Annotated in this window: 23 protein-coding genes and 1 tRNA gene; 16 read left to right on the top strand and 8 right to left on the bottom strand. The window is 67.5% G+C overall.

Annotated elements, in window-relative coordinates:
* Positions 1-2: 2 nt before the first annotated feature.
* From U5N23_RS29260 to U5N23_RS29245, 4 genes are all read right to left on the bottom strand, one after another.
* Entirely contained in the window at positions 3-2,201 is a 2,199-nt protein-coding gene (locus U5N23_RS29260; protein ID WP_322596205.1) for a TonB-dependent receptor, read from the bottom strand.
* A gap of 131 nt (positions 2,202-2,332) precedes the next feature.
* The gene (locus U5N23_RS29255; RefSeq protein ID WP_322596204.1) at positions 2,333-2,689 is read right to left on the bottom strand and encodes a DUF2946 family protein; all 357 of its coding nucleotides are present in this window, start codon (positions 2,687-2,689) and stop codon (positions 2,333-2,335) included.
* Between the two features lie 78 nt (positions 2,690-2,767).
* Positions 2,768-4,207: an aldehyde dehydrogenase family protein gene (locus U5N23_RS29250; protein WP_322596203.1), complete on the bottom strand. Its 1,440-nt coding sequence runs from the start codon at positions 4,205-4,207 to the stop codon at positions 2,768-2,770.
* Positions 4,208-4,576: 369 nt separating this feature from the next.
* Positions 4,577-5,302 (bottom strand): FadR/GntR family transcriptional regulator, encoded by a 726-nt coding sequence (locus tag U5N23_RS29245; protein ID WP_007853081.1) that lies wholly within the window; start codon positions 5,300-5,302, stop codon positions 4,577-4,579.
* A gap of 121 nt (positions 5,303-5,423) precedes the next feature.
* Between U5N23_RS29245 and U5N23_RS29240 the strand changes: the two genes are divergently transcribed.
* The 11 genes from U5N23_RS29240 to U5N23_RS29190 all read left to right on the top strand — a co-directional run bounded on the left by U5N23_RS29240 (position 5,424) and on the right by U5N23_RS29190 (position 20,213).
* The gene (locus U5N23_RS29240) at positions 5,424-6,242 is read left to right on the top strand and encodes an NAD(P)-dependent oxidoreductase (RefSeq protein WP_322596202.1); all 819 of its coding nucleotides are present in this window, start codon (positions 5,424-5,426) and stop codon (positions 6,240-6,242) included.
* 85 nt (positions 6,243-6,327) lie between these two features.
* Positions 6,328-7,317 carry a TRAP transporter substrate-binding protein gene (locus tag U5N23_RS29235; protein WP_322596201.1) on the top strand — a complete coding sequence of 330 codons (990 nt, stop codon included), beginning with the start codon at positions 6,328-6,330 and terminating at the stop codon, positions 7,315-7,317.
* A 103-nt stretch (positions 7,318-7,420) separates the two neighbouring features.
* Entirely contained in the window at positions 7,421-7,915 is a 495-nt protein-coding gene (locus U5N23_RS29230; RefSeq protein WP_322596200.1) for a TRAP transporter small permease, read from the top strand.
* Between the two features lies 1 nt (position 7,916).
* A complete protein-coding gene (locus U5N23_RS29225) occupies positions 7,917-9,200 on the top strand; it encodes a TRAP transporter large permease (protein WP_322596199.1) in 1,284 nt (427 codons plus the stop codon).
* Between the two features lies 1 nt (position 9,201).
* Complete coding sequence (locus tag U5N23_RS29220) at positions 9,202-10,233, top strand: lactonase family protein (RefSeq protein WP_322596198.1); 1,032 nt, start codon at positions 9,202-9,204, stop codon at positions 10,231-10,233.
* A gap of 88 nt (positions 10,234-10,321) precedes the next feature.
* Positions 10,322-11,257: a DMT family transporter gene (locus U5N23_RS29215; protein ID WP_322596197.1), complete on the top strand. Its 936-nt coding sequence runs from the start codon at positions 10,322-10,324 to the stop codon at positions 11,255-11,257.
* Positions 11,258-11,573: 316 nt separating this feature from the next.
* Positions 11,574-15,284 carry a DUF4347 domain-containing protein gene (locus U5N23_RS29210; protein ID WP_322596196.1) on the top strand — a complete coding sequence of 1,237 codons (3,711 nt, stop codon included), beginning with the start codon at positions 11,574-11,576 and terminating at the stop codon, positions 15,282-15,284.
* A 68-nt stretch (positions 15,285-15,352) separates the two neighbouring features.
* A complete protein-coding gene (locus tag U5N23_RS29205) occupies positions 15,353-16,468 on the top strand; it encodes an aldose epimerase family protein (RefSeq protein ID WP_322596195.1) in 1,116 nt (371 codons plus the stop codon).
* 107 nt (positions 16,469-16,575) lie between these two features.
* Positions 16,576-18,102, top strand: a complete 1,527-nt coding sequence (locus U5N23_RS29200) for a DegQ family serine endoprotease (RefSeq protein ID WP_322596194.1) — start codon at positions 16,576-16,578, stop codon at positions 18,100-18,102.
* Positions 18,103-18,168: 66 nt separating this feature from the next.
* A complete protein-coding gene (locus tag U5N23_RS29195) occupies positions 18,169-18,828 on the top strand; it encodes a response regulator transcription factor (protein WP_322596193.1) in 660 nt (219 codons plus the stop codon).
* Positions 18,825-20,213 (top strand): ATP-binding protein, encoded by a 1,389-nt coding sequence (locus U5N23_RS29190; protein WP_322596192.1) that lies wholly within the window; start codon positions 18,825-18,827, stop codon positions 20,211-20,213. The genes U5N23_RS29195 and U5N23_RS29190 overlap by 4 nt, the downstream gene beginning before the upstream one ends.
* Before the next feature lie 54 nt (positions 20,214-20,267).
* On the opposite strand, the gene U5N23_RS29185 is transcribed toward U5N23_RS29190, so the two are convergent.
* Entirely contained in the window at positions 20,268-20,582 is a 315-nt protein-coding gene (locus U5N23_RS29185) for a hypothetical protein (protein WP_322596191.1), read from the bottom strand.
* A gap of 202 nt (positions 20,583-20,784) precedes the next feature.
* Between U5N23_RS29185 and U5N23_RS29180 the strand changes: the two genes are divergently transcribed.
* Entirely contained in the window at positions 20,785-21,780 is a 996-nt protein-coding gene (locus U5N23_RS29180; protein WP_322596190.1) for a 2-dehydropantoate 2-reductase, read from the top strand.
* A gap of 156 nt (positions 21,781-21,936) precedes the next feature.
* Here U5N23_RS29180 and U5N23_RS29175 read toward each other — a convergent pair whose 3' ends face one another.
* Positions 21,937-22,413 carry a hypothetical protein gene (locus U5N23_RS29175; RefSeq protein WP_322596189.1) on the bottom strand — a complete coding sequence of 159 codons (477 nt, stop codon included), beginning with the start codon at positions 22,411-22,413 and terminating at the stop codon, positions 21,937-21,939.
* 293 nt (positions 22,414-22,706) lie between these two features.
* Here U5N23_RS29175 and U5N23_RS29170 point away from each other — a divergent pair, with 293 nt between their 5' ends.
* A complete protein-coding gene (locus tag U5N23_RS29170; RefSeq protein ID WP_322596188.1) occupies positions 22,707-22,928 on the top strand; it encodes a DUF4287 domain-containing protein in 222 nt (73 codons plus the stop codon).
* Positions 22,929-23,010: 82 nt separating this feature from the next.
* Here U5N23_RS29170 and U5N23_RS29165 read toward each other — a convergent pair whose 3' ends face one another.
* Positions 23,011-23,505: an Lrp/AsnC family transcriptional regulator gene (locus U5N23_RS29165; RefSeq protein ID WP_322596187.1), complete on the bottom strand. Its 495-nt coding sequence runs from the start codon at positions 23,503-23,505 to the stop codon at positions 23,011-23,013.
* A gap of 99 nt (positions 23,506-23,604) precedes the next feature.
* Here U5N23_RS29165 and U5N23_RS29160 point away from each other — a divergent pair, with 99 nt between their 5' ends.
* The 3 genes from U5N23_RS29160 to U5N23_RS33205 all read left to right on the top strand — a co-directional run bounded on the left by U5N23_RS29160 (position 23,605) and on the right by U5N23_RS33205 (position 26,189).
* Positions 23,605-24,498, top strand: a complete 894-nt coding sequence (locus tag U5N23_RS29160) for an EamA family transporter (RefSeq protein ID WP_322596186.1) — start codon at positions 23,605-23,607, stop codon at positions 24,496-24,498.
* Positions 24,499-25,030: 532 nt separating this feature from the next.
* Positions 25,031-25,846 (top strand): KilA-N domain-containing protein, encoded by an 816-nt coding sequence (locus U5N23_RS29155; protein ID WP_322596185.1) that lies wholly within the window; start codon positions 25,031-25,033, stop codon positions 25,844-25,846.
* A gap of 10 nt (positions 25,847-25,856) precedes the next feature.
* Positions 25,857-26,189 (top strand): DUF3223 domain-containing protein, encoded by a 333-nt coding sequence (locus U5N23_RS33205; RefSeq protein ID WP_416208686.1) that lies wholly within the window; start codon positions 25,857-25,859, stop codon positions 26,187-26,189.
* 81 nt (positions 26,190-26,270) lie between these two features.
* Here the strand turns inward: U5N23_RS33205 and U5N23_RS29145 are convergent.
* Positions 26,271-26,345 (bottom strand) — tRNA-Arg (locus U5N23_RS29145).
* Between the last annotated feature and the right edge of the window lie 45 nt (positions 26,346-26,390).

Below are 26,390 nucleotides of genomic sequence, written 5' to 3'. Positions count from 1 at the left end.
GCTCAGAACGCGACGTGCAGGCTGACGTCCGCCGTGCGCGCGGCGCCCAGGTAGACCTGCGTGCTGCGCGACTCCACCGCGTGGATGCGGTCGGTGGCGTTGCGGATGCGGCCCGTGAGCGTGGTGGAGCGGTTCAGCTTCCACGCCAGGCCCAGGTCCAGCAGGGTGTACGCGGGCCAGTACTGCGTGTTGGCCGCATCGGCGTACACCTTGCCCACATGGCGCACGCCGGCACTGGCCGTGAGGGCCGGGGTGAGGGCGTAGGACACCCAGAGGTTGGCCACGGTCTCTGGCGTGTTGACGGGCGTTCTGCCGGCCAGCGACACGCCGCCTTGCGCATAGCTCTCGTAGCGCGCCCGGGTGCGGCTGAGGTTGGCCTGTACCTGCCACTGGCGGGTCGGGCGCACACCCACCGCCAACTCGATGCCCCGGGCCGACTGCTCGCCCACCAGCACGGTCAGCGTGGGGTTGTTCGGGTCCTGCGAGGCGATGTTCTTGCGCGTGATCTGGAAGGCCGCCGCCGTGGCCGTGCCCTTGCCATCCCAGAAATCGAACTTGCTGCCTACCTCGGCCTGGCGGCCGGTGGTCAGCGCGCTGTTGTTGGCGACGTCGGCAAACGATGCGGTGGCCAGCGAGCCCGATGGCGGGTCGGCAGCGGTCGATGCCTGGGCGTACAGGTTGGCGCCGGGCGCGAAGTCCCATACCACGCCCAGGCGGCCGGTGGTGGGGCGGTAGCTGCGACTGAAGCTGGCCGGGCTGGTGGCCGTGACGGTGCGGCGGTTGGTCAGGTCGAGCTTGATGCGCTCGTGCCGCAGGCCCGTGACCAGGTGCACGCTGGGGGCCAGGGCGGTGCGGTTTTCCAGGTACAGCGCGGTGGTGGTGGTCTTGTTGTCGCGGTCGGGGTTGAAGCCCGGCGCCATGCCCGGGATGTCGAAGAAGCGCTCGGTGCTGAACTGGTAGGGGTTCACCGTGCTCACGGTGCTGCTCAGGCTGTTGGGAAAGCGCGTCTGCCGGTTCACGCTGGCATCCAGGCCCAAGGCCCAGTCGCTCTTGTGGCCGGCCAGCGTGCCTTGCCAGGTGGCCTCGATGCGGTCGCCCACCACCTCGTGGTCGTGGCGCTGCAGCAGGGGCGAGGTGCGCGCCACCTGGGTGTTGGCGGCGTTGAAGCGGTAGGTCTCCACGTTGCGGTAGTCGCGTAGCGCATCGTAGGCATACACGGTGTTGCGCAGCTGCAGCGCGTCCGACACCCGCCACTGCGCCACCGAGCGCAGCCACTGCACGCGCTGCTGGTAGATGCCATCGGCACTGTTGTAGTTCTTGAAGCGCGTGGCCGGGTCCACGCGCAGTGCGCCCAGGTTGGGATTGAGCACGGGCGTGCCCCAGTAGGGGCGGTCCACACTGTCCTTCTGGTACTCGTAGGCCAGCAGGTGCGTGATGCCGCCGCCCAGGTCCGTCAGCAGCGAGGTGGCCAGTTGGGTGGAGCGCGAGTGCACACCCTCGACCCAGTTGCCCGCATCGCGGTGGTTCAGGTCGATGCGGGCAAAGTTCGCGGGGCCGGTGGTGTCGTCTGCGCCGGACAGGCGCTGGTTCAGGCCCACCGACACCTCCTTGAGGTCGTTCGCGCCCAGGCGCAACTGCGCCTCGCCGAAGTTGCTGCGCTCGGGTGTCTTGGTGATGTAGTTGAGCGAGCCGCCCACCGCGCCCGAGCCGTAGAGAAAGCCCGATGCCCCGCCCACGGCCTCGACCCGGTCGTAGATCCAGCTGTCCACCGCGCGCGTGGCACTGCCGTACTGCACGGTGATGCCATTGAACATCTGGCTCACCGAATTGCCGGTGAAGCCGCGGTAGCTGGCGGCCATGGAGCCCGGCGCGTTGTGCGTGGTGACGCCGGGAACGGCGCGCAGGATCTCCTGCGTGTCCTGCGCGCCGCGCGCGTCGATGGTGGCGCGGTCCACCAGCGTGACCGATGCCGGCGTCTCGCGCGGTGTCAGCCCCAGGCGGCTGCCGGTGCCCACCGGCGTGTCGAGCTGCAGCCGGCCATTGGGCTGCGGCGCGGCGTCGGTCACCTCGACGGCCTGCAAGGTGGGGGCGGGTTGCGCCTGGGCGGCCGCGCACAGCGGCACCAGGGCGAGGATGGCCGCATGCAGCGGCGATGGGGCGAAGAAGGCCGGCGTGCAAGCAGGCGAAGGGGAACGGGACATGGCTCAACTCTCTGGCAGGCAGCGCGGCGCTGAGCGCAGGCTGGGCCTGCAGGCGCGCACTGCCCGAAACATCACGGACAGGAAGGCCACGCAGCCCTGGCGTCCAGGGGCCTGCGCGAGCGGCGGTCGGGTCAGAGAGTGGTGGGGGGGCCGCGCGCGGGCAGCGGCGCCGCGGTGATGGCGGCGATGCGCGCCGCCTCCACGGGCTGCACGGCGTGCGCCAGCGGTTGCGGCAAGGGAACGAAGGCGGGCGGAACCGCAGGAGGCGCGCCGGCGATGGTGCACAGCGGGCAGTCCATGCCCATGCTGCCCATCTCCACGGTGCCATCGTCGGTCTGCACCAGCAGCTTGATGGTGCCGGCGCCCGAGCAGATCACCTCGATGGGCTGCGGGTTCACCAGCGGCGAGGCGATGGCCACGCCCATGGACGCCATGAACCAGGCCAGCACCAGAAGGCGCAGGGCGGCAAAGGTTCGAAGGGCGTGCATGGGCCGAGATTATGCCTGCCGGCGCCGCAAAGCGAATCGGGCGCACAGGGCGCCCGATTGCTTTGCGTCAAGCCTGGATCACGCTTGCGTGTAGGCCGTCTTCACCGTGGTGTAGAACTCGGCGGCGTAGCGCCCCTGCTCGCGCGGGCCGTAGCTGCTGCTCTTGCGGCCGCCAAACGGCACGTGGTAGTCCACACCGGCGGTGGGCAGGTTCACCATCACCATGCCGGCCTGGGCGTGGCGCTTGAAGTGCGTGGCGTGCTTGAGGCTGGTGGTGGCGATGCCACTGGCCAGGCCGAACGGGGTGTCGTTGGCCAGGGCCAGCGCTTCCTCGTAGTTCTTCACGCGCTGCACGCTCACCACCGGGCCGAAGATCTCTTCGCGGTTGATGCGCATGCCGGGCGTGGTCTCGGTGAACAGGGCCGGGCGCAGGTAGAAGCCGGGCGCGCCATCGGCGTTCTTCTCCAGGGCCTCGCCGCCGTAGGCGAGCTTGGCGCCTTCCTGCTGGCCGATGGCTATGTACTCCAGGTCCTGCGCCAGCTGGCGGTCGTCGACCACGGGGCCGATGTCGGTGCCGGCCTTGCGCGCGTCGTCCACCTTCAGGGTCTTCATCTTCTCGACCATGGCGGCCACGAAGCGGTCGTGGATGCCATCGGTCACGATCACGCGGCTGCTGGCCGTGCAGCGCTGGCCGGTGGAGAAGAAGCCGCTGTTCACCGCAGCGCCCACGGCCACGGCCAGGTCGGCGTCGTCGAGCACCACGAAGGGGTTCTTGCCGCCCATCTCCAGCTGCACCTTGGCGCCGCGCGGCACGCAGGCCGCCGCCACGCGCTGGCCCGTGCCCACCGATCCGGTGAAGCTCACGCCCGCAATGCGCTCGTCTTCGAGCAGCACCTGGCCCACGTCCGAGCCGCGGCCCATCACCAGGTTGAACACGCCGGCCGGCAGGCCCGCGCGGTGCAGGATGTCGGCCAGCGCCCAGGCTGAGCCGGGCACCACCTCGGCGGGCTTGAACACCACGCAGTTGCCGTAGGCCAGGGCCGGGGCGATCTTCCAGGCCGGGATGGCGATGGGGAAGTTCCACGGCGTGATGATGCCGATCACGCCCAGGGGCTCGCGCGTGATCTCGATGCCCACGCCCGGGCGCACCGAGGGCATCACTTCGCCGCCGGGGCGCAGCGCCTCGCCGGCAAAGAACTTGAAGATGGCGGCCGCACGGCCCACTTCGCCAACCGCCTCGGGCAGGGTCTTGCCCTCTTCGCGGGCCAGCAGGTCACCCAGCTCGGCCTTGCGCGCGATGATCTCGTTGCCCACGGCGTCCAGCACGTCAAAGCGCTGCTGCGGGGTGGACAGGCTCCACGCCGGGAAGGCCGCGTGCGCTGCCGACACGGCCTCCAGCGCCTGCTCGCGGCTGGCCACGGCATAGTCGCCGATCACGTCGCGGGTGTCCGAGGGGTTGGTGTTGCGGTAGCCGCGGACGCCTTCGGTCCAGGTTCCGCCAATCAGGTTTGCATGCATGGAAGTGTGATGAGGTGGGTGGTTGAAAGGAAAGAAGCCGAAAAAAGAGGGCGCCCAAGGCCTTGGCCCGCCCTGCGAGTGCCCCGCGCTGGGCACCGAAAATACCGTTGCATGAATGTAGTGAACACTAAACAATAACCCGACATTGCCAGTGCGCGCAAGCCTTGCAGGGGGTATGCGGTCGATGGCGTCATGGCGGCAGAGCACCTGTGTCGTGCCTGGAGGGGGCGCAACCCAGCGCCAGGGCGTTGTCTATGCTGCCGCCCAAGTCTCTTAACAGTTGTATGTCATCGTACAACATTTCTGCGGGTACCAGCCCAGGGTTACTACCGACGGGCCAGGCCCGCAAGCGGGCGTGCGGCCATGGGCTCAGCCCGCCTCGGCCTGGGCGCGGCGGCGCCGCTCGCGGCTGTTGGCCAGGTGGGTGCGCATGGCCGCGCGCGCCCCATCGGGGTCCTGGCCGACGATGGCGTCGTAGATGCTTTCGTGCTCGCCGTTCACGCGCCGCAGGTACTGGCGCAGGTCGCTCTGGCTGTCGCCGGCTTCGAGACGCGCACGCGGAATGATCATGCTGCCCAGCGTGCCCATCAGCTCCGCGAAATGGCTGTTCTGCGTGGCGCGCGCAATCTCCAGGTGGAACTGGAAGTCTGACGCCACTGCGTCGCGCCCTTCGTCCACGGCCTTGGTCACGGCGTCCAGCGCCACGCGCATGGCGGCGATGTTGGCGTCGGTGCGGCGCTGCGCGGCCAGCGCCGCGGCCTCGGTTTCCACGCCGATGCGCAGCTCCAGCACCGCGATCACGTCGCGCAGCGTGCTGAACTGGTCGGGCGTGATCTTGAAGCCCGGCGCCTGCCCCAGGCCCAGCACGAAGGTGCCGATGCCGTGGCGCGTTTCCACCAGGCCCGAGGCCTGCAGCTTGGAAATCGCCTCGCGCACCACGGTGCGGCTGACCTCGAACTCCGCCATGATCGCCGCCTCCGTGGGCAGCTTGTCGCCCAGCGCCAGACGCCCGTCGCGGATGCGGTCGCCCAGGGATTCAACCAGCTCCAGGGCCAGGGTGCGGGGCTTGCGGCGAAGGGCGATGGCGGTGTTCATTTCTCGGTGTTATCCCTATGTGGTCGTGGGGCGCTTGGGAGTACATTGCATTCGCGTTGTACGACAACTGATGACGTGCAAGCCAGCATACGCCACTGTACCAAGAACCTCCCCGATTTCCATGCCTTGTCACCCGACACCGATCCGATTCAACCGCCTGCTGCTCACCGGTGCCGCCGGTGGCCTGGGCCGTGAGCTGCGCACCCGCCTGAAGGCCTATTGCACCAGCCTGCGCCTGTCCGACATCGCCGACCTGGGTGCCGAGTCCGCCGGCGAGGAGGTGCGCCCCGCCAGGCTGGAAGACGCCGCCGCCATCCATGATCTGCTGGCCGGCGTGGACGCCGTGGTGCACCTGGGCGGCGTGTCCACCGAACAACCCTGGGACGCCATCCTGCCTGCCAACATCGTCGGTGTGTACAACCTGTACGAAGCCGCGCGCAAGCAGGGCGTCAAGCGCGTGGTGTTCGCCAGCAGCAACCACGTCACCGGCTTCTACCGCCAGGACGAGGTCGTGGGCCTCAAGGACCCGGCCCGGCCCGATGGCCTGTACGGCCTGTCCAAGGCCTTCGGCGAAGACCTCTCGCGCTTTTACTTCGACCGCTACGGCATCGAGACCGTGTGCCTGCGCATCGGCTCCTCCTTTCCCGAGCCGCGCAACCGCCGCATGCTCGCCACCTGGATGAGCTACGACGACCTGGAGCGCCTGGTGGTCGCCAGCCTCACGGCCCCCGTGGTGGGCCACAGCACCATCTACGGCATGGGCGACAACACCACCACCTGGTGGGACAACACGCTGGCGCGCCACATCGGCTACCGACCAAAGGACAGTTCCGAGCCCTTCCGCGCCAAGGTGGAAGCCGCCGACCCCACGCCCGACATGAGCGATCCGGCCGTCATCTACCAGGGCGGCCCCTTCGTGCGCACCGGCCCGTTCGAGTGACGGGCCGCATGGTGCACAGGGACGCCCGCAGCGCAGCCCCCCTTTTCCCTTCCCCTTCGAAAAACCCCGATACCGGAGACAACCCATGACCTTTCGCCGTTCCTTGCTGACTGCCTGCGCCGCTGCCGTGGCCACGCTGGCTTTGCTTCCCCACATGGCACAGGCCCAGTCCATGGTGCTCAAGGCGGCCGACGTGCATCCTGCGGGCTACCCGAACGTGGTGGCGGTGGAAAACATGGGCAAGAAGCTCGAAGCCGCGACCCAGGGGCGGCTGAAGATCCAGACCTTCCCGGGCGGCGTGCTGGGTGGAGAGAAGGAAATGATCGAGCAGACCCAGGTGGGCGCCATCAACATCCTGCGCACCTCGCTCGGCCCCGTGGGCACGGTGGTGCCCGAGGTGAACGTTTTCAACATGCCCTTCGTGTTCCGCAGCCAGGACCACATGCGCGCCGTGATCGACGGGGCCATCGGCGACGAACTGCTGGCCAAGATCAGCGCGTCGCCCGCCAAGCTCGTGGCCATCGGCTGGATGGACGGCGGCTCGCGCAGCCTCTACACCAAGAAGCCCGTGCGCACGCCTGCCGATCTCAAGGGCCAGAAGATCCGCATGATGGGCAACCCGCTGTTCGTGGACACCATGAACGCCATGGGCGGCAACGGCATCTCCATGGGCTATGGCGAAGTCTTCACGGCCCTGCAGACCGGTGTCGTGGACGGCGCCGAGAACAACGCCCCCAGCTTCTTCACCAGCAACCACTACAGCACCGGCGCCAAGTACTACACCCAGACCAACCACCTGATCATTCCCGAGCTGCTGGTGGTGTCCAAAGCCACCTGGGACAAGCTGTCCAAGGACGACCAGGCCCTGCTCAAGAAATTCGGCCGCGAAGCCCAGCTGGAGCAGCGCGCCCTGTGGGACAAGAGCGTGGCCGACTACTCCGGCAAGCTCAAGGCGGCCGGCGTGGAGTTTCTCACCGTGGACAACAAGGCCTTCTATGACGCCACGGCACCCGTGCGCGCCAAGTACGGCGCCAACTATGCGGACCTGATGAAGCGCATCGAGGCGGTGAAGTAACCGGACCCGTGTTTTTGCGCAGGCACCTGCCCTGGTGGGGTGCCTGCGCGCTTTCTGTTTTACAACCCTTGTGCACGGTATGGATCACCCTATTCTGCGTTGGATGGACCGGTTGTACCTGGCGACCATCTGGGCCGCTGGCGCGGCCATCTTCTTCATGTCGCTGATCATTCCCTGGGGCGTCTTCAGCCGCTATGTGATGGGGACGGGGTCGCAGTGGCCCGAGCCCATCGCCATCCTGCTGATGATGGTGTTCACCTTCATCGGCGCGGCGGCGGCCTACCGCGCCGGCGGCCACATCGCGGTCAACATGCTGACCGAGAAGCTGCCCGCGTCCGCGCAATGGGTGCTGGGCTGGGCGGTGGACCTGCTCATGCTGGTCATCTGCGGCTTCGTCACCTGGTACGGCACCCGCCTGTGCATCGAGACCTGGGGCCAGGGCATCAGCGAACTGCCGTGGCTGCCCGTGGGGGCCACCTATTCGCCGCTGCCCCTGGGGGCGGCCATCACCTTCGTCTTCGTGGTCGAGAAATGCTTCTTCGGCCCGCAGACCCATCGCCGCATCGTGCGCTACGAAGAACTCGCGGAAGGCGCCTGACATGGACACCCTGGTATTGCTGGGCACGTTCTTCGTGCTGATGATGATCGGCGTGCCGATTGCCTACTCGCTGGGCCTGTCGGCACTGGCCGGAGCCCTGTGGATCGACCTGCCGCTGGACGCGGTGATGATCCAGCTCGCCTCGGGCGTCAACAAGTTCTCGCTGCTGGCCATTCCGTTCTTCGTGCTGGCCGGCGCCATCATGGCCGAAGGCGGCATGGCGCGCCGCCTGGTGGCGTTTGCCGGCGTGCTGGTGGGCTTCGTCCGCGGTGGGCTGTCGCTGGTGAACATCCTGGCGTCCACCTTCTTTGGCGCCATCTCCGGTTCTTCCGTGGCGGACACGGCCTCCATCGGTTCGGTGCTGATTCCAGAGATGGAAAAGAGGGGCTACCCGCGTCCGTTCGCCACGGCCGTCACGGTCAGCGGGTCGGTGCAGGCCATCCTGATACCGCCCAGCCACAACGCCGTGCTGTACTCGCTGGCGGCTGGGGGCTCGGTGTCGATTGCGGCCCTGTTCATGGCGGGGGTTCTCCCCGGCCTGCTGCTGGGGCTCACGCTGGCGGGAATGTGCCTGTTCATGGCCCACAAAGAGGGGTATCCCAAGGGGGAAGTGATTCCACTGCGCCAGGCCCTGAAGATCTGCGTCGAGGCCCTGTGGGGACTGATGACCATGGTCATCATTCTCGGCGGCATCCTGTCGGGCATCTTCACGGCCAACGAATCGGCTTCGATCGCGGTGGTCTGGGCGTTCTTCGTGACCATGTTCATCTACCGCGACTACAAATGGCGCGACCTGCCCAAGCTGGTCCACCGCACGGTCAAGACCGTGACGGTGGTGATGATACTGATCGGCTTCGCGGCGGCCTTCGGCTACCTGATGACGATGATGATGATCCCCATGAAGGTCACGGCCTTCCTGACCAGCCTGTCGGACAACAAGTACGTCATCCTGGCGATGATCAACATCATGCTGCTGCTGCTGGGCTGCCTGATGGACATGTCGCCACTCATCCTGATCCTTACCCCCATCCTGCTGCCCGTGGTCAAGCTGCTGGGGGTGGACCCGGTGCACTTCGGCATGATCATGATGGTCAACCTGGGCATCGGCCTCATCACCCCGCCGGTGGGCACGGTGCTGTTCACCGGAGCGGCGGTGGCCAAGCTGCCGCTGGGCGTGGTGTCGCGGGCGATGATGCCGTTCTTCGTGGCGCTGTTCGTGGTGCTGCTGATGGTCACCTACGTGCCCGCACTGTCGCTGTGGCTGCCCCGCGTGATGGGGCTGTGAGATGGCTGTGAGCACCGACACGCTGGCCATCGTCTCCTGCGCCGACAGCGGCGAACTGCATGTGCTGCGCCTGTCCGCCGACGGGCAGCTGCAGACGGCGCAGGTACTGGCACCCGGCGGGCAGCTCATGCCCATGGCCCTCTGCCCCGACCAGCGCCATCTGCATGTGGCGCGCCGCAGCGACCCGCTGGCGGTCATCACGCTGGCGCTGGACGCCGCTGCCGGCCGCCTGCACACCGTGGGCGAAGCCGCCTTGCCCGCCAGCATGGCCAGCCTGAACACCGACCGCAGCGGGCGCTGGCTGTTCAGCGCCTCCTACGGCGCCGACATGGTGGCCGTGCAGGAACTGGGCGCGAACGGTCTGGCGGGCACGGCGGCCACGACCTACCCCACGGGCCGCCACGCGCACTGCGTGCTGGCCGACCCCAGCAACCGGTTCGTGCTGGCCACCTCGCTGGGCGGGGGGCAACTGCACCGCTACGGCTTCGATGCGCTCACCGGCCGGCTGAAGGCGATGGACGAGCCCGTGTTCGCCATGCCGGCAGGTACCGGGCCGCGGCACCTGTGCTTCAACCAGCGCGGCGACCGGGTGTATGTGCTGGGCGAACTCGATGCCTGCGTGCATGTGCTGTCGTTCGATCCGGCAACCGGCGCCCTGGCCTTGCTGCAAACCCTGCCCACCCTGCCCGGCGGCGTCGCATCTGCCTGGGGGGCCGACCTGCACCTGAGCCCCGACGGGCGCTGGCTCTACAGCAGCGAGCGCAACAGCCACACCCTGGCGGGCCACGCCGTGGACGCGCACACCGGCCTGCTCACGCCCATCGGCCACTGGGCCACCGAAGAGACCCCGCGCGGCTTTGCCATCACGCCCGACGGCCGCCACCTGCTGGCCGCCGGCCAGACCAGCCACCAGGTCAGCGTGCATGCGATCGACCCGCACAGCGGCGCGTTGACCGTGCGCGCCCGGCATGCCGTGGGCCAGAACCCCAACTGGGTGGTGGCACTGCCCCTGCGCGGCTCTCTCGCCGGGTGACGTGCGCGCCGCATGGCGCCCCCTTTCGCCCGAAAACGAACCCCGACAGCCCTTGCATGCAAGGGCTGTCGTCCTTGAAAGCCGTTCCGTGGGACCTTCCCGATTTTCCGACCGCAAGGTCCTCGTCGCCGTGGCACTGCTGTGCTGCCTGCTCTGGGGCAGCTCCTACCCCGCCATCAAGACCGGCTACGCCTGGTTCGGCATCGCCCAGAGCGACGTGCCCACCCAGCTCGTCTTTGCCGGCTGGCGCTTCGTGGGAGCCGGCCTGGTGCTGCTGGCCTGGGCCCTGGCCAGCGGCCGCAAGGTGTGGGCCTTGGGCCCCGGCTCGGCGCGCCAACTGGTGGTGCTGGGCCTGGCGCAGACCGCGCTGCAGTACGTGTTCTTCTACGTGGGCGTGGCACACACCACGGGCGTCAAGGCCTCCATCATGAACGCCACCGGCACTTTCTTCAGCGTGCTGCTGGCGCACTGGGTCTACCACAACGACCGCCTGAGCCATGCCAAGCTCTGGGGCTGCCTGGTGGGCTTTGCCGGCGTGATGGTGGTCAACCTGGGGCGCGGTACGCTCGACCTCGATTTCACCCTGCTCGGCGAAGGCTTCGTCGTGCTCGCCGCCCTGGTGCTGGCCGCCGCCAGCATCTACGGCAAGCAGCTCTCGCAGCGCATGGACTCGGTCGCCATGACCGGCTGGCAACTGGCCATCGGCGGCGCGGCCCTGTTGGCCATGGGCTGGGGCGCGGGCGGGTCGCTCACCGGCTTCACCCCTGCATCCACCACCTTGCTGGTCTACCTGGCCCTGCTGTCCTCGGCCGCCTTCTCGCTGTGGAGCCTGCTGCTCAAGCACAACCGCGTGAGCCAGGTCACAGTGTTCAACTTCACCGTGCCCATCTTCGGCGCCGCCCTGTCGGCCGTGTTTCTGGGGGAGGCGCTTTGGGAGTGGAAGAACCTGGTGGCGCTGGTGCTGGTGTGTGCGGGCATCTGGCTGGTGACGCGGGATGCGGGGCAGGGTGGGGCGGGCAAGTGAGGGTGGGGCTGCCTCAAAGCGTTCATGGCCGTGGCCGGATGGGACCTGGAGGGCGTCGACAGCTTTGCACGGGGCTCCTTCGCCGCACAGGGCTGCGAGACGCTTTGAGCCGAGCGAGGGCCCAGGACCCAAAGGCCCAGGCAGGTCGTCGGACTTCACGGCCGGCCCGCGAGTAGGTCACGGGCTGCGTTGTAACATAGTGTGAGCGGCGCTGCGACTGCGCCAGGCGGGATGCGCCGAGTGCCCTTTGCGGCAATCCGTCCGTTCATCCGCCCATCCACACTGAACCGAGTCCACCATCAGGGAGCCCTCATCCATGTCCGCCAGCGCCAGCGCTTTGCAGCCCGAGATCGTTTTCATCTTCGATGATGTGCCTGACTGGCAGGCCCTGGCCGCAGGCGCCCGCGAGGGCGTGCAGGTGGTAGTGCTGGATGCCGCGCGCGACGGCCTGGCACAGATGGCCGGGCACCTGCAGGGCCAGGGAGAGGGCAGCGTGGGTGCCATCCACATCCTGGGCCACGGGGCCGAGGGGCGGCTGCACCTGGGCAGCCAGGTACTGGACGAGGCAGGCCTGCGCGAACATGCAGCCACCTGGGCCGCCATCGGCAGCCGCCTGGGGCCGGATGGCGACATCCTGCTGTACGGTTGCTTGGTGGGAGCGGGCGACGTGGGCGCCGCCTTTGTCAGCCGACTGGCCGAGTTGACCGGCGCCGATGTGGCGGCGTCCGAGGATTTGACAGGATCGGCAGCGCTGGGCGGCAACTGGGTGCTGGAGCGCCAGCATGGCCAGGTCGAGGCCGGCAGCAACCCCTTGTCCGATATGGCCCTGTTCTCCGGCCTGCTGGTGCCGGACACCACGCCCCCCGCCGTCACCAGCGTCGCCGTGCCGGCCAACGCCACCTACGCGGCAGGCCAGAACCTCGACTTCACGGTGGGCTTTGACGAGGCCATCGCCGTCATCGGCACCGACAGTAGCCTGAGCCTGACCGTCGGCAGCACGGTGCGCAGTGCGGACTTCCTGTCGAGTTCGGGCAGCACCGTGACCTACCGCTACACCGTGCAGCCCGGCGAAGTGGATGCGGACGGCATTGCCGTCGGCATACTCGCGCTGGGCACCAGCACCATTCGCGATGCGGCGGGCAACGACGCTGCGCTGTCACTGGCAGGCCACCTGCCTTCGACCGCAGGCATCCTGGTGGACAGCACGGCGCCCACGGTCACCAGCGTGGCCGTGCCCGCCAGCACAACCCATGCGGCGGGCCAGAACCTCGACTTCACGGTCAGCTTCAGCGAGGGCATCACCGTCACCGGCACCGACAGCACCCTGGGCCTGACCATCGGCAGCACGGCGCGCACCGCTACCTACCTGTCCCAGACGGGCAACACCGTCACCTACCGCTACACGGTGCAGGCCGGCGATGCCGACGCCGACGGCATCACCATCGGCGCGCTCGCGCTGGGCACCAGCACCATCCGCGATGCAGACAGCAACAACGCGGTGCTTACGCTCAATAGCGTGGGCGCCACCAGCAGCGTGCTCGTTGATGCGGTGGCGCCCAGTGTCACCGGCAACATCGCCGTTCCCGGCAATGCCAGCTACCGGTCCGGGCAGACGCTGAGCTTCACCGTCACTTTCGACGACAACATCACGGTGGCGGGCTCCGACAGCACCCTGGCCCTGACCATCGGCAGCACGGTGCGCAGCGCCATGTATGCGTCCAAGACAGGCAACTCCATCACCTACAGCTACGTGGTGCAGGCGGGCGACACCGATGGCGACGGCATTGCCATCGGCGCCATCGCGCTGGGCAGCAGCACGGTGCGCGATGCGGCGGGCAACAACGCCGCGCTGTCTCTGGCCGGGCACCTGCCGCCCACCACCGGCGTGCGGGTGGACACCCAGGCCCCCCTGCTTGCCGCCAGCACCCCGCTGGACAACGCCACGGGCATCAGCACCAGCAACAACCTGGTGCTCACCTTTGCCGAGAACGTCACCGCAGCCGAGGGCCTGGTGTCCCTGCGCAAGACCAGCGACGGCTCCCTGGTCGAGCAGTTCGACGTGGTTTCCGGCGAAGGCAGCCTGGGCGGCACCGTGGTCGTCAGCGGCAGCAACCTCACCGTCAACCCGCACGACGACCTGGCCTACAGTACCGGCTACTACCTGCTGACCGAGTTCGGCGTGGTGCGCGACAGCGCAAGCAACTTCTTCGCGGGCATCACCAGCGCCGAAGGCCTGAACTTCACCACGGCTGGCGCCCCTGCGCCTGCACCCGCGCCGGTTGACGACCCCACCCCGCCAGCCGCCACCGTGGACGGCGTGCCCGTCACCACCACCCCGGGCCCGGGCGGCGGCAGCACCACCACCGTACCCGTGGTGGCGCCCACCCGCACCGACACCCCCGGCTCGGCCACCGCCCTGGCCGACATCCCCCTGGTTCAGGACCCCGCAGGCCAGAGCTTGCTGCAGGTGGGCGTGCCCGCCGGCATGGGGCTCACCGCCGAAGGCCCTGCCACCGGCGCCGCCGCCCAGGCCGGGCTGGCCCAGCGCATCGAGGCGCTGGCCGGCGCGGGCTCTGACCTGGCCAGCCAGGCCCAGGCCTTTTTGGCCGCGCTGGGCAGCGGCACACCGCTCACGGTGCAGACCATCACCCCCACCACGGGACCGGGCTTCAACCCCGGCGTGCCCCTGGTCATCTCCGGCGGCCCGGGCAACCAGGCCATCGTCGTCGATGCGCGCAGCCTGCCCAGCGGCACCGTCATCCAGGTGGACAACGTCGAGTTCGTCGCCATCGTCGGCGCCGTGCGCGCCACCGGCGGCGCGGGCCAGAACACGGCCAGCGGCGACAGCGCCGCCCAGTGGATCGTGCTCGGCCCGGGCAACGACACCCTGCACGGCGGTGCCGGCAACGACGTGGTCGGCAGCGAGGCCGGCGACGATCAGGTCTACGGCGATGCCGGCGACGACACCGTGTTCGGCGGCGCCGGCAACGACATTCTCTCCGGTGGCACCGGCAGCGACCGCCTGAACGGCGGCACCGGCTTTGACGTGGCCCTCCAGCAGGGCACGCGCACCGACTACACCCTCACCCTGGACAGTGGTGGGGGCATGCGGCTCACCCACACCGCCACCGGCGTCTCGGACTGGCTGATCGATGTCGAGCAGGTGCGCTTCGACAGCGGCCCCATCCTCACCCTGGCCCACAGCGCGGCCGAGCGCGCCGCCGCCCACCTCTTTCAGACCTGGCTGGGCCGCGACCTCACGCAGGGCGAGGGCGCCATCATCCAGACCCTTGCAGGCTGGAGTGCCGAACAGGTGGCCACCGCGTTCGCCCAGCTCTTTCCCGCCCAGGCAGCCGGCAAGACGGTTGCACAACTGCTCGACGGCATGGACACTGCCGGCATCGTGCCGGTCGATGCCGTGCGCGATGTCATCGTCAACGGCAACGCCGCCCACAACACCATCGCCCCCACGCTGGGCCTGGCCCGGCAGGTGGACGGCGGCGCCGGCATCGACACCGTGCTCGTCCCCGCCACCCTGGCGCAAACCCACGTGCAGCAGCACGCCGATGGCAGCTTCACCCTGCAACGCCTGACCGACGGCGCCATGCTGGACCTCACCAACGTCGAGCGCATCACGCTCGCCGATACCCACCTGGCCCTGGACCTGAACGGCAACGCCGGCCAGGCCGCCAAGCTGCTCGGCGCCCTGGGCGGCCCCGCTGCCGTGGCCAACAAGGCCCTGGTGGGCGAGGCCATCCGCGCGCTCGACGCCGGTACCACCCCCGAGGCCCTGGCCGCCATCGGCCTCACCGCCCTGGGCGCCACCACGCCCACCCAGGTGGTGCAACTGCTGTTCACCAACGTGGCCGGCCGCCCCGCCACCAGCGCCGAGCTCCAGCCCCTGGTGGCCCTGCTCGACCAGGGCCTGTCGGCCAGCAACGCGGCCGTGCTGGTGGGCAACATGGAGGCGAATGCAGTGCGCATCGACCTGGTGGGGTTGGGGGGCAAGGGGATTGAGTTTGTGTGAGTCCTGAACACCGTTCGAGGAGGGCAAGCAATCAACGGCGCGACCCACCGCCCGCATAAACTCGGCGCATGGCCCACCCCCTCCACCGCGAAGCATTCCAGCAGACCCTGCACGGCCTGCGCACCGACCTGTTCACCCTGCGGGGCGAGGGCGGGCTGCAGGTCGCCGTCAGCAACTACGGCGCGCGGCTGGTGCAGGTCGCCGTGCCGGACGGGCAGGGCGGTCTGGTGGATGTCGCGCTGGGCTACGACAGTCTCCAGGGCTACCTGGATGGGCAGCTCTCCATGGGCGCCCTCATCGGCCGCTGGGCTGGGCGGCTGCGCCAGGGGCAACTGGCGCTGCCCGGCGGCACCCTGACGCTGCAATTGCCCACCAACAGCGGCCCGCACCACCACCATGGCGGGCCGCGCGGCAGCCGCTTCCAGGTATTTGCGGTGGACGAAGTGCAGGCCGACGCCATCACGCTGAGCCATGTATTCCGCACCGAGGACGATGGCGTGCCCGGAACGGTGCGCCTCACCGTGCGCATTGCCGTCACGCCCGACAACGCGCTGCAGATGGCCTGGACAGCCGAGGCGGCCGATGCGCCCACCATCGTCAACATCACGGGCCATGCCTTCTTCAACCTGGCGGGCCACGGCAGCACGCACCGCCACCAGTTGCAGGTGCCGGCCAGCCGCTATGTGCCGCTGGCGCTGGACGTGTGCCCGCTGGGCCAGGTCGAGGAGGTGCAGGGCACGGCGTTCGATTTTCGCGGGCTGCGCACGGTGGGCGAGGCCATCGCACAGCACAGCGACCAGTTGGCCCTGGCCGGCGGGCTGGACCACTACCTGGTGCTCGACAGCGGCGTCTCGGCCCGCGCACCGTTCGCCTTGCCGGCCACCAGCCCCGGCCTGCGCCTGGCGGCCCGCCTGCGCGAGCCGGTGAGCGGCCGCAGCATGCAGGTGTGGAGCACGGCGCCCGGCGTGCAGGTGTACGCAGGCCACGGCCTCAAGGCCGACCCGGCGCGCGACCGGGGGCGGGGCGGCGACAAGGACCCGAATGGCTGGTTCTGGCAGCCCGGCGACGGCATCTGCCTGGAGCCCATGGAGTACCCCGATGCACCCAATCATCCGGCTTTCCCCATGCGCTGGCTGGCGCCGGGCGAGGTGGAGCATGGGGCCATCGTGTATCGGTTTCTTTGAACCGTGGGGCGGCGAAGGCCGTGCTGCCCGCCTAAGTTTCGCCTAAGTGTCGGTGCTGACACTGCCTTCCATCACAGCAAATCTCTTGCTAGGAAAGGCAGATCACCATGAACACCTCCAGCTTTGTCGCATCCACACCCCGCCGCCTGATCGCCGCGCTGGTGGCCGCAGGGGCCCTGGGCGCCGCGAGCGTCGGGCTCATCAGCGGGCACCAGGCGCGGGCCTCGGCACCAGCGCCCGCGCCCCTGGTGGCGCAGGCCGCCTTGCCTGCCGGCACGGCCCTGCCCAGCTTTGCGCAGATCACCGCGCAGAACGGGCCGGCCGTGGTCAACATCAGCGTGACGGGCACCACCCGCGGCGCCCAGGCCGGTGGCGATGACGACGACGAGCGCCCCACGGCGCGCCAACAGCGCCAGGTGCCCGGCATCGACCCCGATGACCCGTTCTACGAATTCTTCCGCCGCTTCGGCGTGCCCGGTGCGGGCGGCGGCGCGCAGCCCAATGTGCCCACGCACGGCCAGGGCTCGGGCTTCATCGTCAGCGCCGACGGGCTGGTGCTGACCAATGCCCACGTGGTCAAGGGCGCAAGCGACGTGACCGTGAAGCTCACCGACCGGCGCGAGTTCCGCGCCAAGGTGCTGGGCTCGGACCCCAAGACCGATGTGGCCGTGCTCAAGATCGAGGCCAAGAACCTGCCCACGGTGCGCCTGGGCAGCACGCGTGACCTGCAGGTAGGCGAATGGGTGCTGGCCATCGGTTCGCCCTTCGGCTTCGAGAACAGCGTGACGGCCGGCGTGGTCAGCGCCAAGGGCCGCTCGCTGCCCGATGACAGCCTGGTGCCCTTCATCCAGACCGACGTGGCCGTGAACCCCGGCAACTCGGGCGGGCCGCTGTTCAACGGGCGCGGCGAGGTGGTGGGCATCAACTCGCAGATCTACAGCCGCTCGGGGGGTTACCAGGGCGTGTCGTTCGCCATCCCGATCGAGCTGGCCGACAAGATCAAGCAGCAGATCGTGGCCTCCGGCAAGGTGCGCCATGCCAAGCTCGGTGTGGCGGTGCAGGAGGTGAACCAGGCGTTTGCCGAGTCCTTCCAGCTCGACAAGCCCGAGGGCGCGCTGGTGGCCAGCGTCACCAAGGACAGCCCGGCCGACAAGGCCGGCCTGCAGGCGGGCGACGTGATCCGCCAGGTGGATGGCCAGCCCATCGTGGCTTCGGGCGACCTGCCGGCCTGGGTGGGCCAGGCCCAGCCGGGGCAGAAGGCGCGCCTGTCGGTGTGGCGCCAGGGCAAGCCGCTGGAGCTGACCGCGACCCTGGGCGATGCCAGCGACAAGGGCAAGGCCGTGGCCAAGGCCGACGAGGCCACGGGCAAGGGCCAACTGGGCCTGTCGCTGCGCCCGCTGGACCCCGATGAGCGCCGCGAGGTGGGCGTGAAGGAGGGCCTGGTGATCGAGCAGGCCCGCGGCCCCGCCGCTGCCGCCGGCGTGCAGCCCGGCGACGTGCTGCTGTCCATCAACGGCGCGCCGGCCAAGGACATCGAGCAGGTGCGCGCGGCCATGGCCAAGGCGGGCAAGTCGGTCGCTCTCCTGATCGAGCGCAACGGAGACAAGATCTTCGTGCCGGTCCGTTTGGGCTGATCGTTCCCGCGTGAAAGGGGCTGCTTCGGCAGCCCCTTGTCATTCATTCGCTATGCTTGCCCCACCATGCGCCTGCTCCTCGTAGAAGACGACCCCATGATCGGCGAAGCCGTGCAGGACCTGCTGCGCGCCGAGCACTACGCCGTGGACTGGGTGCGCGATGGCGATGCCGCCGACACGGCCCTGCGCGCCAACGCCTATGACCTGGTAATGCTGGACCTGGGCCTGCCCAAGCGCGATGGCATCGCCCTGCTGCGCGACCTGCGCACGCGCAAGGACCGCACGCCCGTGCTGGTGGCCACCGCGCGCGACGCCGTGGCCCAGCGCATCGAGGGGCTTGACGCCGGGGCCGACGACTATGTGCTCAAGCCCTATGACCTCGATGAACTGCTGGCCCGCATCCGCGCGCTGCTGCGCCGCGCCTCGGGCCGGGCCGAGCCGGTGTACGAGCACAAGGGCGTGAGCATCAACCCCAGCACGCGCGAGGCCAGCGTCAACGGCGTGCCCGTCGTGCTGTCGGGCCGCGAATGGGCGGTGCTGGAGCCCTTGCTCGCGCGCCCAGGCCTGGTGCTGTCGCGCCAGCAGCTCGAAGACAAGCTCTACGGCTGGGGCGACGAGGTCAGCAGCAACGCGGTGGAGGTGTATATCCACGGCCTGCGCAAGAAGCTCGGGCCCGACATTCTGCTCAACGTGCGCGGGGTGGGCTATTTGGTTCCGAAAGCATGACGACAACGCAGCCCAAGTCCTGGCGCGCCGCGCTGCAGTCCTTGCTGCCGCGCTCGCTGCGCGCGCAGTTGCTTATCTTCCTGCTCGCCGCCATCCTGCTCGCGGGCGCCGTGCAGGGCGTGCTGGCCTACCGCAGCGCGCTTGACGAGGCCGATGCCCTGTTCGACTACCACATGCAGCAGACCGCGTTGGCCCTGCGCGCGGGCCTGCCGCCCGGTGCGCGCGAGCTGGGCCAGGGCCTGTCGGGCGAGGACGAGAACCACGAATTCATCGTGCAGGTGTGGACCAACGAAGGCCTGCGCATCTTCGAGTCAGCCGTGGGCGCGGCGCTGCCGCAGATTGCGGTGCTGGGCTTTGCCAACGTGCAGGCGCGCGGCGGCACCTACCGGGTGTTCTCGCTGCAGACGCGCTCGCAGGTCATCCAGGTGGCGCAGAACATGGCCGTGCGCAGCGGCATGGCGCGCACCCTGGCGCTGCGCACGCTGGCGCCGCTGGCGGTGATGGCGCCGCTGCTGGTGCTGGCCGTGTGGTGGGGCGTGAGCCGGTCGCTGGCCCCCGTGGAGCGCGTGCGCCGCCAACTGGCACGGCGCCAGGCCGACGACCTGTCGCCCGTGAGCGATGCACAGCTGCCCGACGAGGTGCAGCCCCTGGTGACCGAACTCAACCTGCTGTTCGAACGCGTGCAGAGCGCCTTCGCCGCGCAGCAGCACTTCGTGGCCGATGCCGCGCACGAGCTGCGCTCGCCCCTGGCCGCGCTGCGCCTGCAGCTGCAGGGCCTGCAGCGCGCCAGCGACGATGGCGCCCGCGCCGTCGCGGTGGAGCGCCTGTCCGCCGGCATCGACCGCGCCACGCGCTTGGTCGAGCAGTTGCTCACCCTGGCCCGGCAGGAGGCCAGCGCCGCCGGCCCCACCCCCACCGAGGCCGTGGACCTGCGCGCCGTGGCCCAGCTCGCCCTGGCCGACGTGGCCCCTGCAGCGCAGGCCCGCGACATGGACATGGGCCTGCTCGAATCCGACCCCGCCCCCGTGCCCGGCCGCCCCGAGGCCCTGCGCATGCTGGTGCGCAACCTGCTCGACAACGCCGTGAAATACACGCCCCCAGGCGGCCAGGTGGACCTGCAGATCCAACGCACGGCCGATAACGCCGTGGACCTGGTGGTCGAAGACAGCGGCCCTGGCATCGCCCCCGAGCACCGCGAGCGCGTGATGCAGCGCTTCGTGCGCGAGACGGCTGACAGCGCCCCCGGCAGCGGCCTGGGCCTGGCCATCGTGCAGGCCATCGCCCAGGCCCACGGGGCCAGCGTGGCGCTGGATGCGTCGCCTCGGCTGGGCGGGCTGCGGGTCACGGTGCGGTTTGCGGCGGCGGTTGCCGCTAGCGTGGGCTGAGCGTGTAGCAGCACGACAAGCAACCGCAACAGCAACGGCGCTGTATGCGCCTTGTCAGAGAAGCTTTTTAGGGATTTTCAGGCGGGTCAATCCATTCTCCAGCGCCCAGAAAGTTCCATCGATGAAGGAATCCAGATCACGCTCGTTGCCCGATCCAATGCCCACCGCAAGCGAAGACAACCGCTGGACGAGCTCATTGGTGCCACGCAATGTTGCAGGCTTTGCAACCCCGAAATCGCTGTCCATATCGTAGGTGTCGCGGGCCAGCATGGTGATGGTGTGGATCAGTTTTGCAATCTTCAGGATTTGCTCTGGCGGGGTCATCGCTTTGAATTGGCGAAGCCATTCCTGTGATGTGAAATCAATCATGGGGTGCCCTTTTGAAAAGACGGTTGCAGTATCCAGATTCCTCAATGATGGGAGCCTGGTGTTGCCTGTCACCAGGTCTTGAGTCAAGCAGCGCTGTGGATGAAGGCAGAGCCATGCGGGGCAGCGGCCGGCCCGGTCGACTTTGCGCCAGCCCCTGGTGCCCGCTGCACAATGCGCCTCAACATCACAGGGGCTGCATCGTATGAACTTCATCGTCTTGGGCGCAGGCGCCATTGGCTGCTACGTGGGAGGGCGCCTCGCCGCGCAGGGGCAAAGCGTCTGCCTGGTCGGCCGCCCGCACGCCATGGAGCCCCTGGCGCGCGAAGGCCTCACCGTTACCGACCTCGAAGGCTACCGCGCCCATGTGCCCGCCGCGCAGCTGCGCTTGGCCGGCACGCTGGCAGAGGCTGCGCCGGGCCCAGATACGGTGGTGCTGCTCTGCGTGAAAAGCGGCGCCACCGAAAGCGCCGCGCGCGAGCTGGCCGCCGCGTGCGCGCCCGGCACGCCCGTCATCTCGCTGCAGAACGGCGTCGACAACGTGGCCCGCATTGCGGCCCAGGCCCCCGCCCTCAAGGCCCTGGCCGGCATGGTGCCCTACAACGTGGTGCTGCGCGGCGCCCAGGTGCACCGCGCCACGGCCGGCGCCATCCAGCTGCAGCGCGATGCCGCCACCGAGCCCGTGGCCGCAGTCTTCAACGCCGCCGGCCTGGCCACCGTGCTGCCGGGCGACATCCGTGCCGTGCAGTGGGGCAAGCTGCTGCTCAACCTGAACAACCCGGTCAACGCCCTGTCCAATCTGCCCCTGCGCGACGAACTGCTCGACCGCGACTGCCGCCAAGTCTTCGCCGCCCTGCAGTCCGAGGCCCTGGGCGTGATGGCACGCGCCGGCATCACCCCCGCCCAGGTCACCGCCGTATCGCCGCGCATGCTGCCCAGGGTGATGCGCCTGCCCAACTGGCTGTTCACCCGCTTGGCCAGGCGCATGCTGCAGATCGACGCGACCGCCCGCTCCTCCATGTGGGACGACCTCGAAGCCGGCCGCGTGACCGAGATCGACGCCATCTGCGGCGCCGTGGTGCGGCTGGCCGCGCAGCATGGCGCGCAGGCGCCGCTCAGTGGACGAATGTGCGAGCTGCTCAGCGGGCCGCGGTTACGGTTGACGGGGGTGGAGATGAAGAGGGCGGTGGGGTTGGGGTGAGACAGGGGATGCCAGGAGCAAGCCTTTTGACCCTGCGCAAACCCGTGCGCCTTGCAGCCACGGTGCTTGCCCCATCGCAAGCCCGTACTTGCGTGGCTTGCGCCCCCGTGCCCGACTGCTCGAACTACACCGTGCCCTGACGCCGCGTGCGCGCGTTCACAGGCGGCTTCCGGGCCTGACTGCCAGGGCCACGATGGCGATACCACCAGCGATGATCAGCGCGTCCTCGATCAGGCCGCTCTTCGTCTGGCCGATGTGTTTCATGGCGCTCTTTCTGGCATCCAGGGTGATGTAGGCCAAAGGCACTGCGGTGGCCACTGCCGCCAGCGCACCGGCTTGCTCACGGCCGCGCGGGGCCAGTGCCGCGCCGGCAATGCCGGCGCTCATGACCCGCGCCAGCAGGCCCAGGGCCACCGTCCTGTCAGGGGCCGTCTTCATCTTGTCGCCCGCCAGCTCCCCAGCCCCCATCGCGAGCGCGCCGTATTTGAACAAGGGGCGGTCCAGCAGCGCGAGCTTGCCAGGCGTGGAGTGGCCCAGCAGCCTCGCTGCCGACAGCGTGGCCATCGGTGTCATCGAGCGGGCGCTGGCAACCGCCCCAATGAGCGCGGACCAGAGCAGGCTTGGCGTTTTCATGTGTTGTTCCCATCGGTGATGCAGATGGGAAATCGTCGGCGGTAACCAGCATACCGGGGATTGCTTGAACTCGCTGACAGCCGTAGGACAGTCTCGCGTGTCGCCGCACGGCTGCCCACCAAAGCTACGATGGCGGCGAGCGGCCGACAGCAGCCAAGCATCCGAAATTCTTTGGCAAGGATTGTCGATACCCGAGCCCTTCACTCGTCTTGGCAATAGCAGCAGGCAGGAACAGGGGTGCCGAGTACCTCGCGCCCCGCCGGCCCCCAAGCCCATCAACCAAGGACCCATCCATGCCAGAGCCAAGCACCAGCACCGGCCCCGTCAAAGGCCCCGCCTCGTACTTCCCGTCCATCGAAGCCAAGTACGGCAAGCCCATCAGCCACTGGATGGACGTGCTGCGCGCGGCGGGCGCGCTCAAGCACATGGAGTACGTCGCCCTGCTCAAGACCGACCACGGCATGGGGCATGGGCATGCCAATGCGCTGGTGGCGGCGTACCTGGCCAATAAATAGCAAGTAGCGACCATAGAAGCCAGGACCTTGTGTGGCGCGGGGCCGGCCGTGCAGGCACGCGCCGCAGCGGTGCCGGTGCCTCTCAAGGCCCGCTGCCTTCGCCGGTCGCCAGCGGCACCTGCAACCCCGCCTTCAAACACCCCAGCGACACCGAGGTGCGAAACCGCCGCACGTTGTCATCGCCCTCGAAAAGCCGCCGCGTCAGCGCCTCGTAGTCGGCCATGGATGCCACCGTCACCACCAGCAGGTAGTCCGCCTCGCCCGTCACGCAGTAGCACTGCTGCACGGCCGCCTCGGTGGCGATGCGCGCGCGCAGCGGGGCGGTGCGGTCGGGGCGCTCGTTTTCCAGGTGCACTTCGACCATGATGGTCAGGGGCAGGCCCACCTTCTCAGGGTCGATCACGGCCACGTTGGCGCGGATCACGCCGGTCTGCGCGAGCCGCTGGATGCGCCGCTGCACAGCGGGCGCCGACAGGTGCACGGCCTGCGCGATGGTGCGCTGGGGCGTTGTGTTGTCGCGCTGCAGGATGTCGAGGATGGCCAGGTCGAAGGCATCGAGGGCAGGGGTAGAGGGCATGGGTCGGACCTTGGCGACGGAATAGGGGTGAGCGAAAGTTGCGTAGCGGGGCGGAAATTCGAGTCAAAAACAAACCATGGTCGCACTATATTTTCAGCCATGTCCTCCCTGTTGATCCGCTACCAGCGTTTTGTTCCCTTTCTCGCCGTGCTCGGCGCCGTCACGGCCCTGGGTATCGGCACCTCGTGGGCCAAGCATTACCTGTTCCCCCTGGTAGGCGCCCAGGGCACCACGGCCGTGCGCGTGGGTTTTTCGGCGCTGCTGCTCTTGCTGTTGTGGCGGCCCTGGCGTTGGCAGCTGTCGCGCAAGGACCTGCGCGCCATCGTGCTCTACGGTGCCATGCTGGGCGCCACCAACCTCACGTTCTACATGTCGCTGCGCACGCTTCCCTTCGGGCTGGCGGTGGCCATTGAGTTCTCGGGCCCGCTGCTCATGGCCGTGCTGTCCTCGCGCCGCGCCATCGACTTCGTCTGGGTGGCCCTGGCCGTGGTAGGCCTGGGCATGCTGCTGCCCCTGGGCGTGAACGGCAGCACGCTCGACCCCGTGGGCGTGGCCTATGCGTTGGCGGCGGCCGCCTTCTGGGCGCTGTACATCGTGTTCGGCAAGCGCGTGGGGCATTTGCATGCCGGGCATTCGGTGTCGCTGGGCCTCTTGGCCGCGGCCGTGGTGGTGGTGCCCGTGGGCGTGGTGCATGCCGGCACCGCGCTGCTGTCGCCCTACGTGCTGCTGGTGGGCGTGGGTGTGGCGGCCGTGTCCAGCGCCATCCCCATTTCGCTGGAGATGATGGCCTTGAAGCGCCTGCCCAAGGAGGCCTTCGGCATCATGATCAGCATGGAGCCCGCCGTGGCGGCACTGCTGGCCCTGGTGCTGCTGGGCGAGTACCTGACGTTCAACCAGTGGCTGGCGATTGGCCTGGTGATGTCGGCGTCGATGGGGACGGCGATGACGGCAGCGCGACCAAGCAGGAGTGCGTCAGCAGCACTGGCAAATTAAAAAATCAAGGTGGAAATTTTCCCCCGCTCTGAGTCACTAGCCCGTAACTATGGAAGATAGACGTGTCCGCTGACTTGCAAGCGGAAAATATCCAGCAAGGTTGGGCTTCCAATCTTGGATTCAAGCCATTATAGCAAATAACTATGGACTTGAAAAAAATAGAGAAATTATCAACAAGCGCTTAAAAAATAAGCGATGTAACTGATTTACTTTGAAGTTGTTGATTTAAAACAACTTTTTGCACTTATCAACAAACTTTTGCACAGCGTTATCCATCGACTTCTGCCGCTTTAAGTCGAAATGCGTCTGCTACATTTGAGGCTGATCATCTGACGCATAGCCAGCTTCCGATAGTTCAAAACCAAAAAAAAGATCACCCTGTAAAGAATGATCTTTGATTTGGCTCCGCGTTGATTGCAGTCCGGCAAGACATCAAGCAATCAACTATCCGTTTGCGCGTCGGTGATTCTAGCCTTTATTGACGAAGCCGTCAATAAAGGCTTCTGACGCGTAGGCGCTTATCGAAGTACCTATGTCTAAACCTCACCAATTTTCACTATCACTTATCACCCATCAAGTTCAGAACTCCGTTGTGGAGCAGCGAGCCATTGACGGGTATATCAATGCCACGGCCATGTGTAAGGCTGCTGGAAAGTTGTTTGGTCACTACCGCGAGAACGATGGGACAAAGGCGTTTCTGGAGGCCCTTGAACTGGATATCGGAATTCCGATATCTCAATTGATTCAGGTACTTAGGGGCTCAAACGTTGCGCAGGGCACATGGATCCATCCCCAGGTTGCCATTCATCTTGCCCAATGGCTCTCCCCTCAGTTTGCTGTCCAAGTGTCCAAGTGGGTGTTCGACTGGATGTCAGGAAAGGGGCCGCAGGCGAAGTTGCCGTATCACCTCGAGCGGCACATGCTGAATCTCCATAAGATTCCTGCTGGCTACTTCTCAGCACTGCAAGAGATGACGAATTTTCTTGTTGGCCCACTTGAAGCCAATGGCTATCGGCTACCTGAGAGCATGATGCCAGACATCTCCCAAGCACGGATGCTGTGCAAGCACCTACGCGAGGCGCATGGCATCGATACGACTAATTTGCCAAAGTACACCCATACCTTCCCTGATGGGCGTGAAGTCGAAGCTAATCTGTATGAAGTCGCGTACCTTGGAGCCTTCAGAACGCTGATGGCTGAGGTGTGGTTGCCTCAGAAAAGTGCCGAGTACTTCAAAACTCGCGATCCTGATGCCTTGGCTGCTTTGGACAAGATTTTGCTTCTAGGCAGTGCAGCACCCAAAGGCCAGCCTCCCGCGAATAAATCGCGTTACAAGCGGAAAGCGTGAGGTGTGAGCTATGGCAAAGTCAGTCACTCTCACCAAAAGCGGACGCCACTGGAACACGCAAACGGAAGCCCGAGCCCACTTCTCCGAAATGCTTGGTCGTTACCGCAAGGGGCAGGCCGTGCCAATCGGAAAGGACCATGATGATCTCCTTGCGCTGCTTGAAATCTACGATGTGAGCGGCTCGAAGCGGGGTTGCGGTGTTGCGTCTTTTTTCCTCGACGAAGATCGAGAGCATGAAGGCAATACGAATTGTTTCTATGTCAGAAGGACAGATGGATCATCCGAAGACTTCAGCGTTCATAAGGCTGCAATCTTCGTGTCGAAATTGCAGTCGAAGAAGTAGAAAGGGGTGAGAGCCCGCCTCAGCGCGGGCTTTTTCTTTGCACAGACTCTCGATGATGCTCTGGACTTTCCGCTAGGCGGGTGGTCCCCTCGACAGGAATCGAACCTGTATCTAGCGCTTAGGAGGCACTCGTTCTATCCATTGAACTACGAGGAGGACGCAGCCGCGCATTGTAGGGGCTGCGCGGACTGCTTCCGGCAA

The organism is Acidovorax sp. (genome assembly GCF_034519795.1).
GTDB lineage: Bacteria > Pseudomonadota > Gammaproteobacteria > Burkholderiales > Burkholderiaceae_C > Acidovorax.
This window is presented reverse-complemented; position numbering and strand designations above follow the sequence as displayed.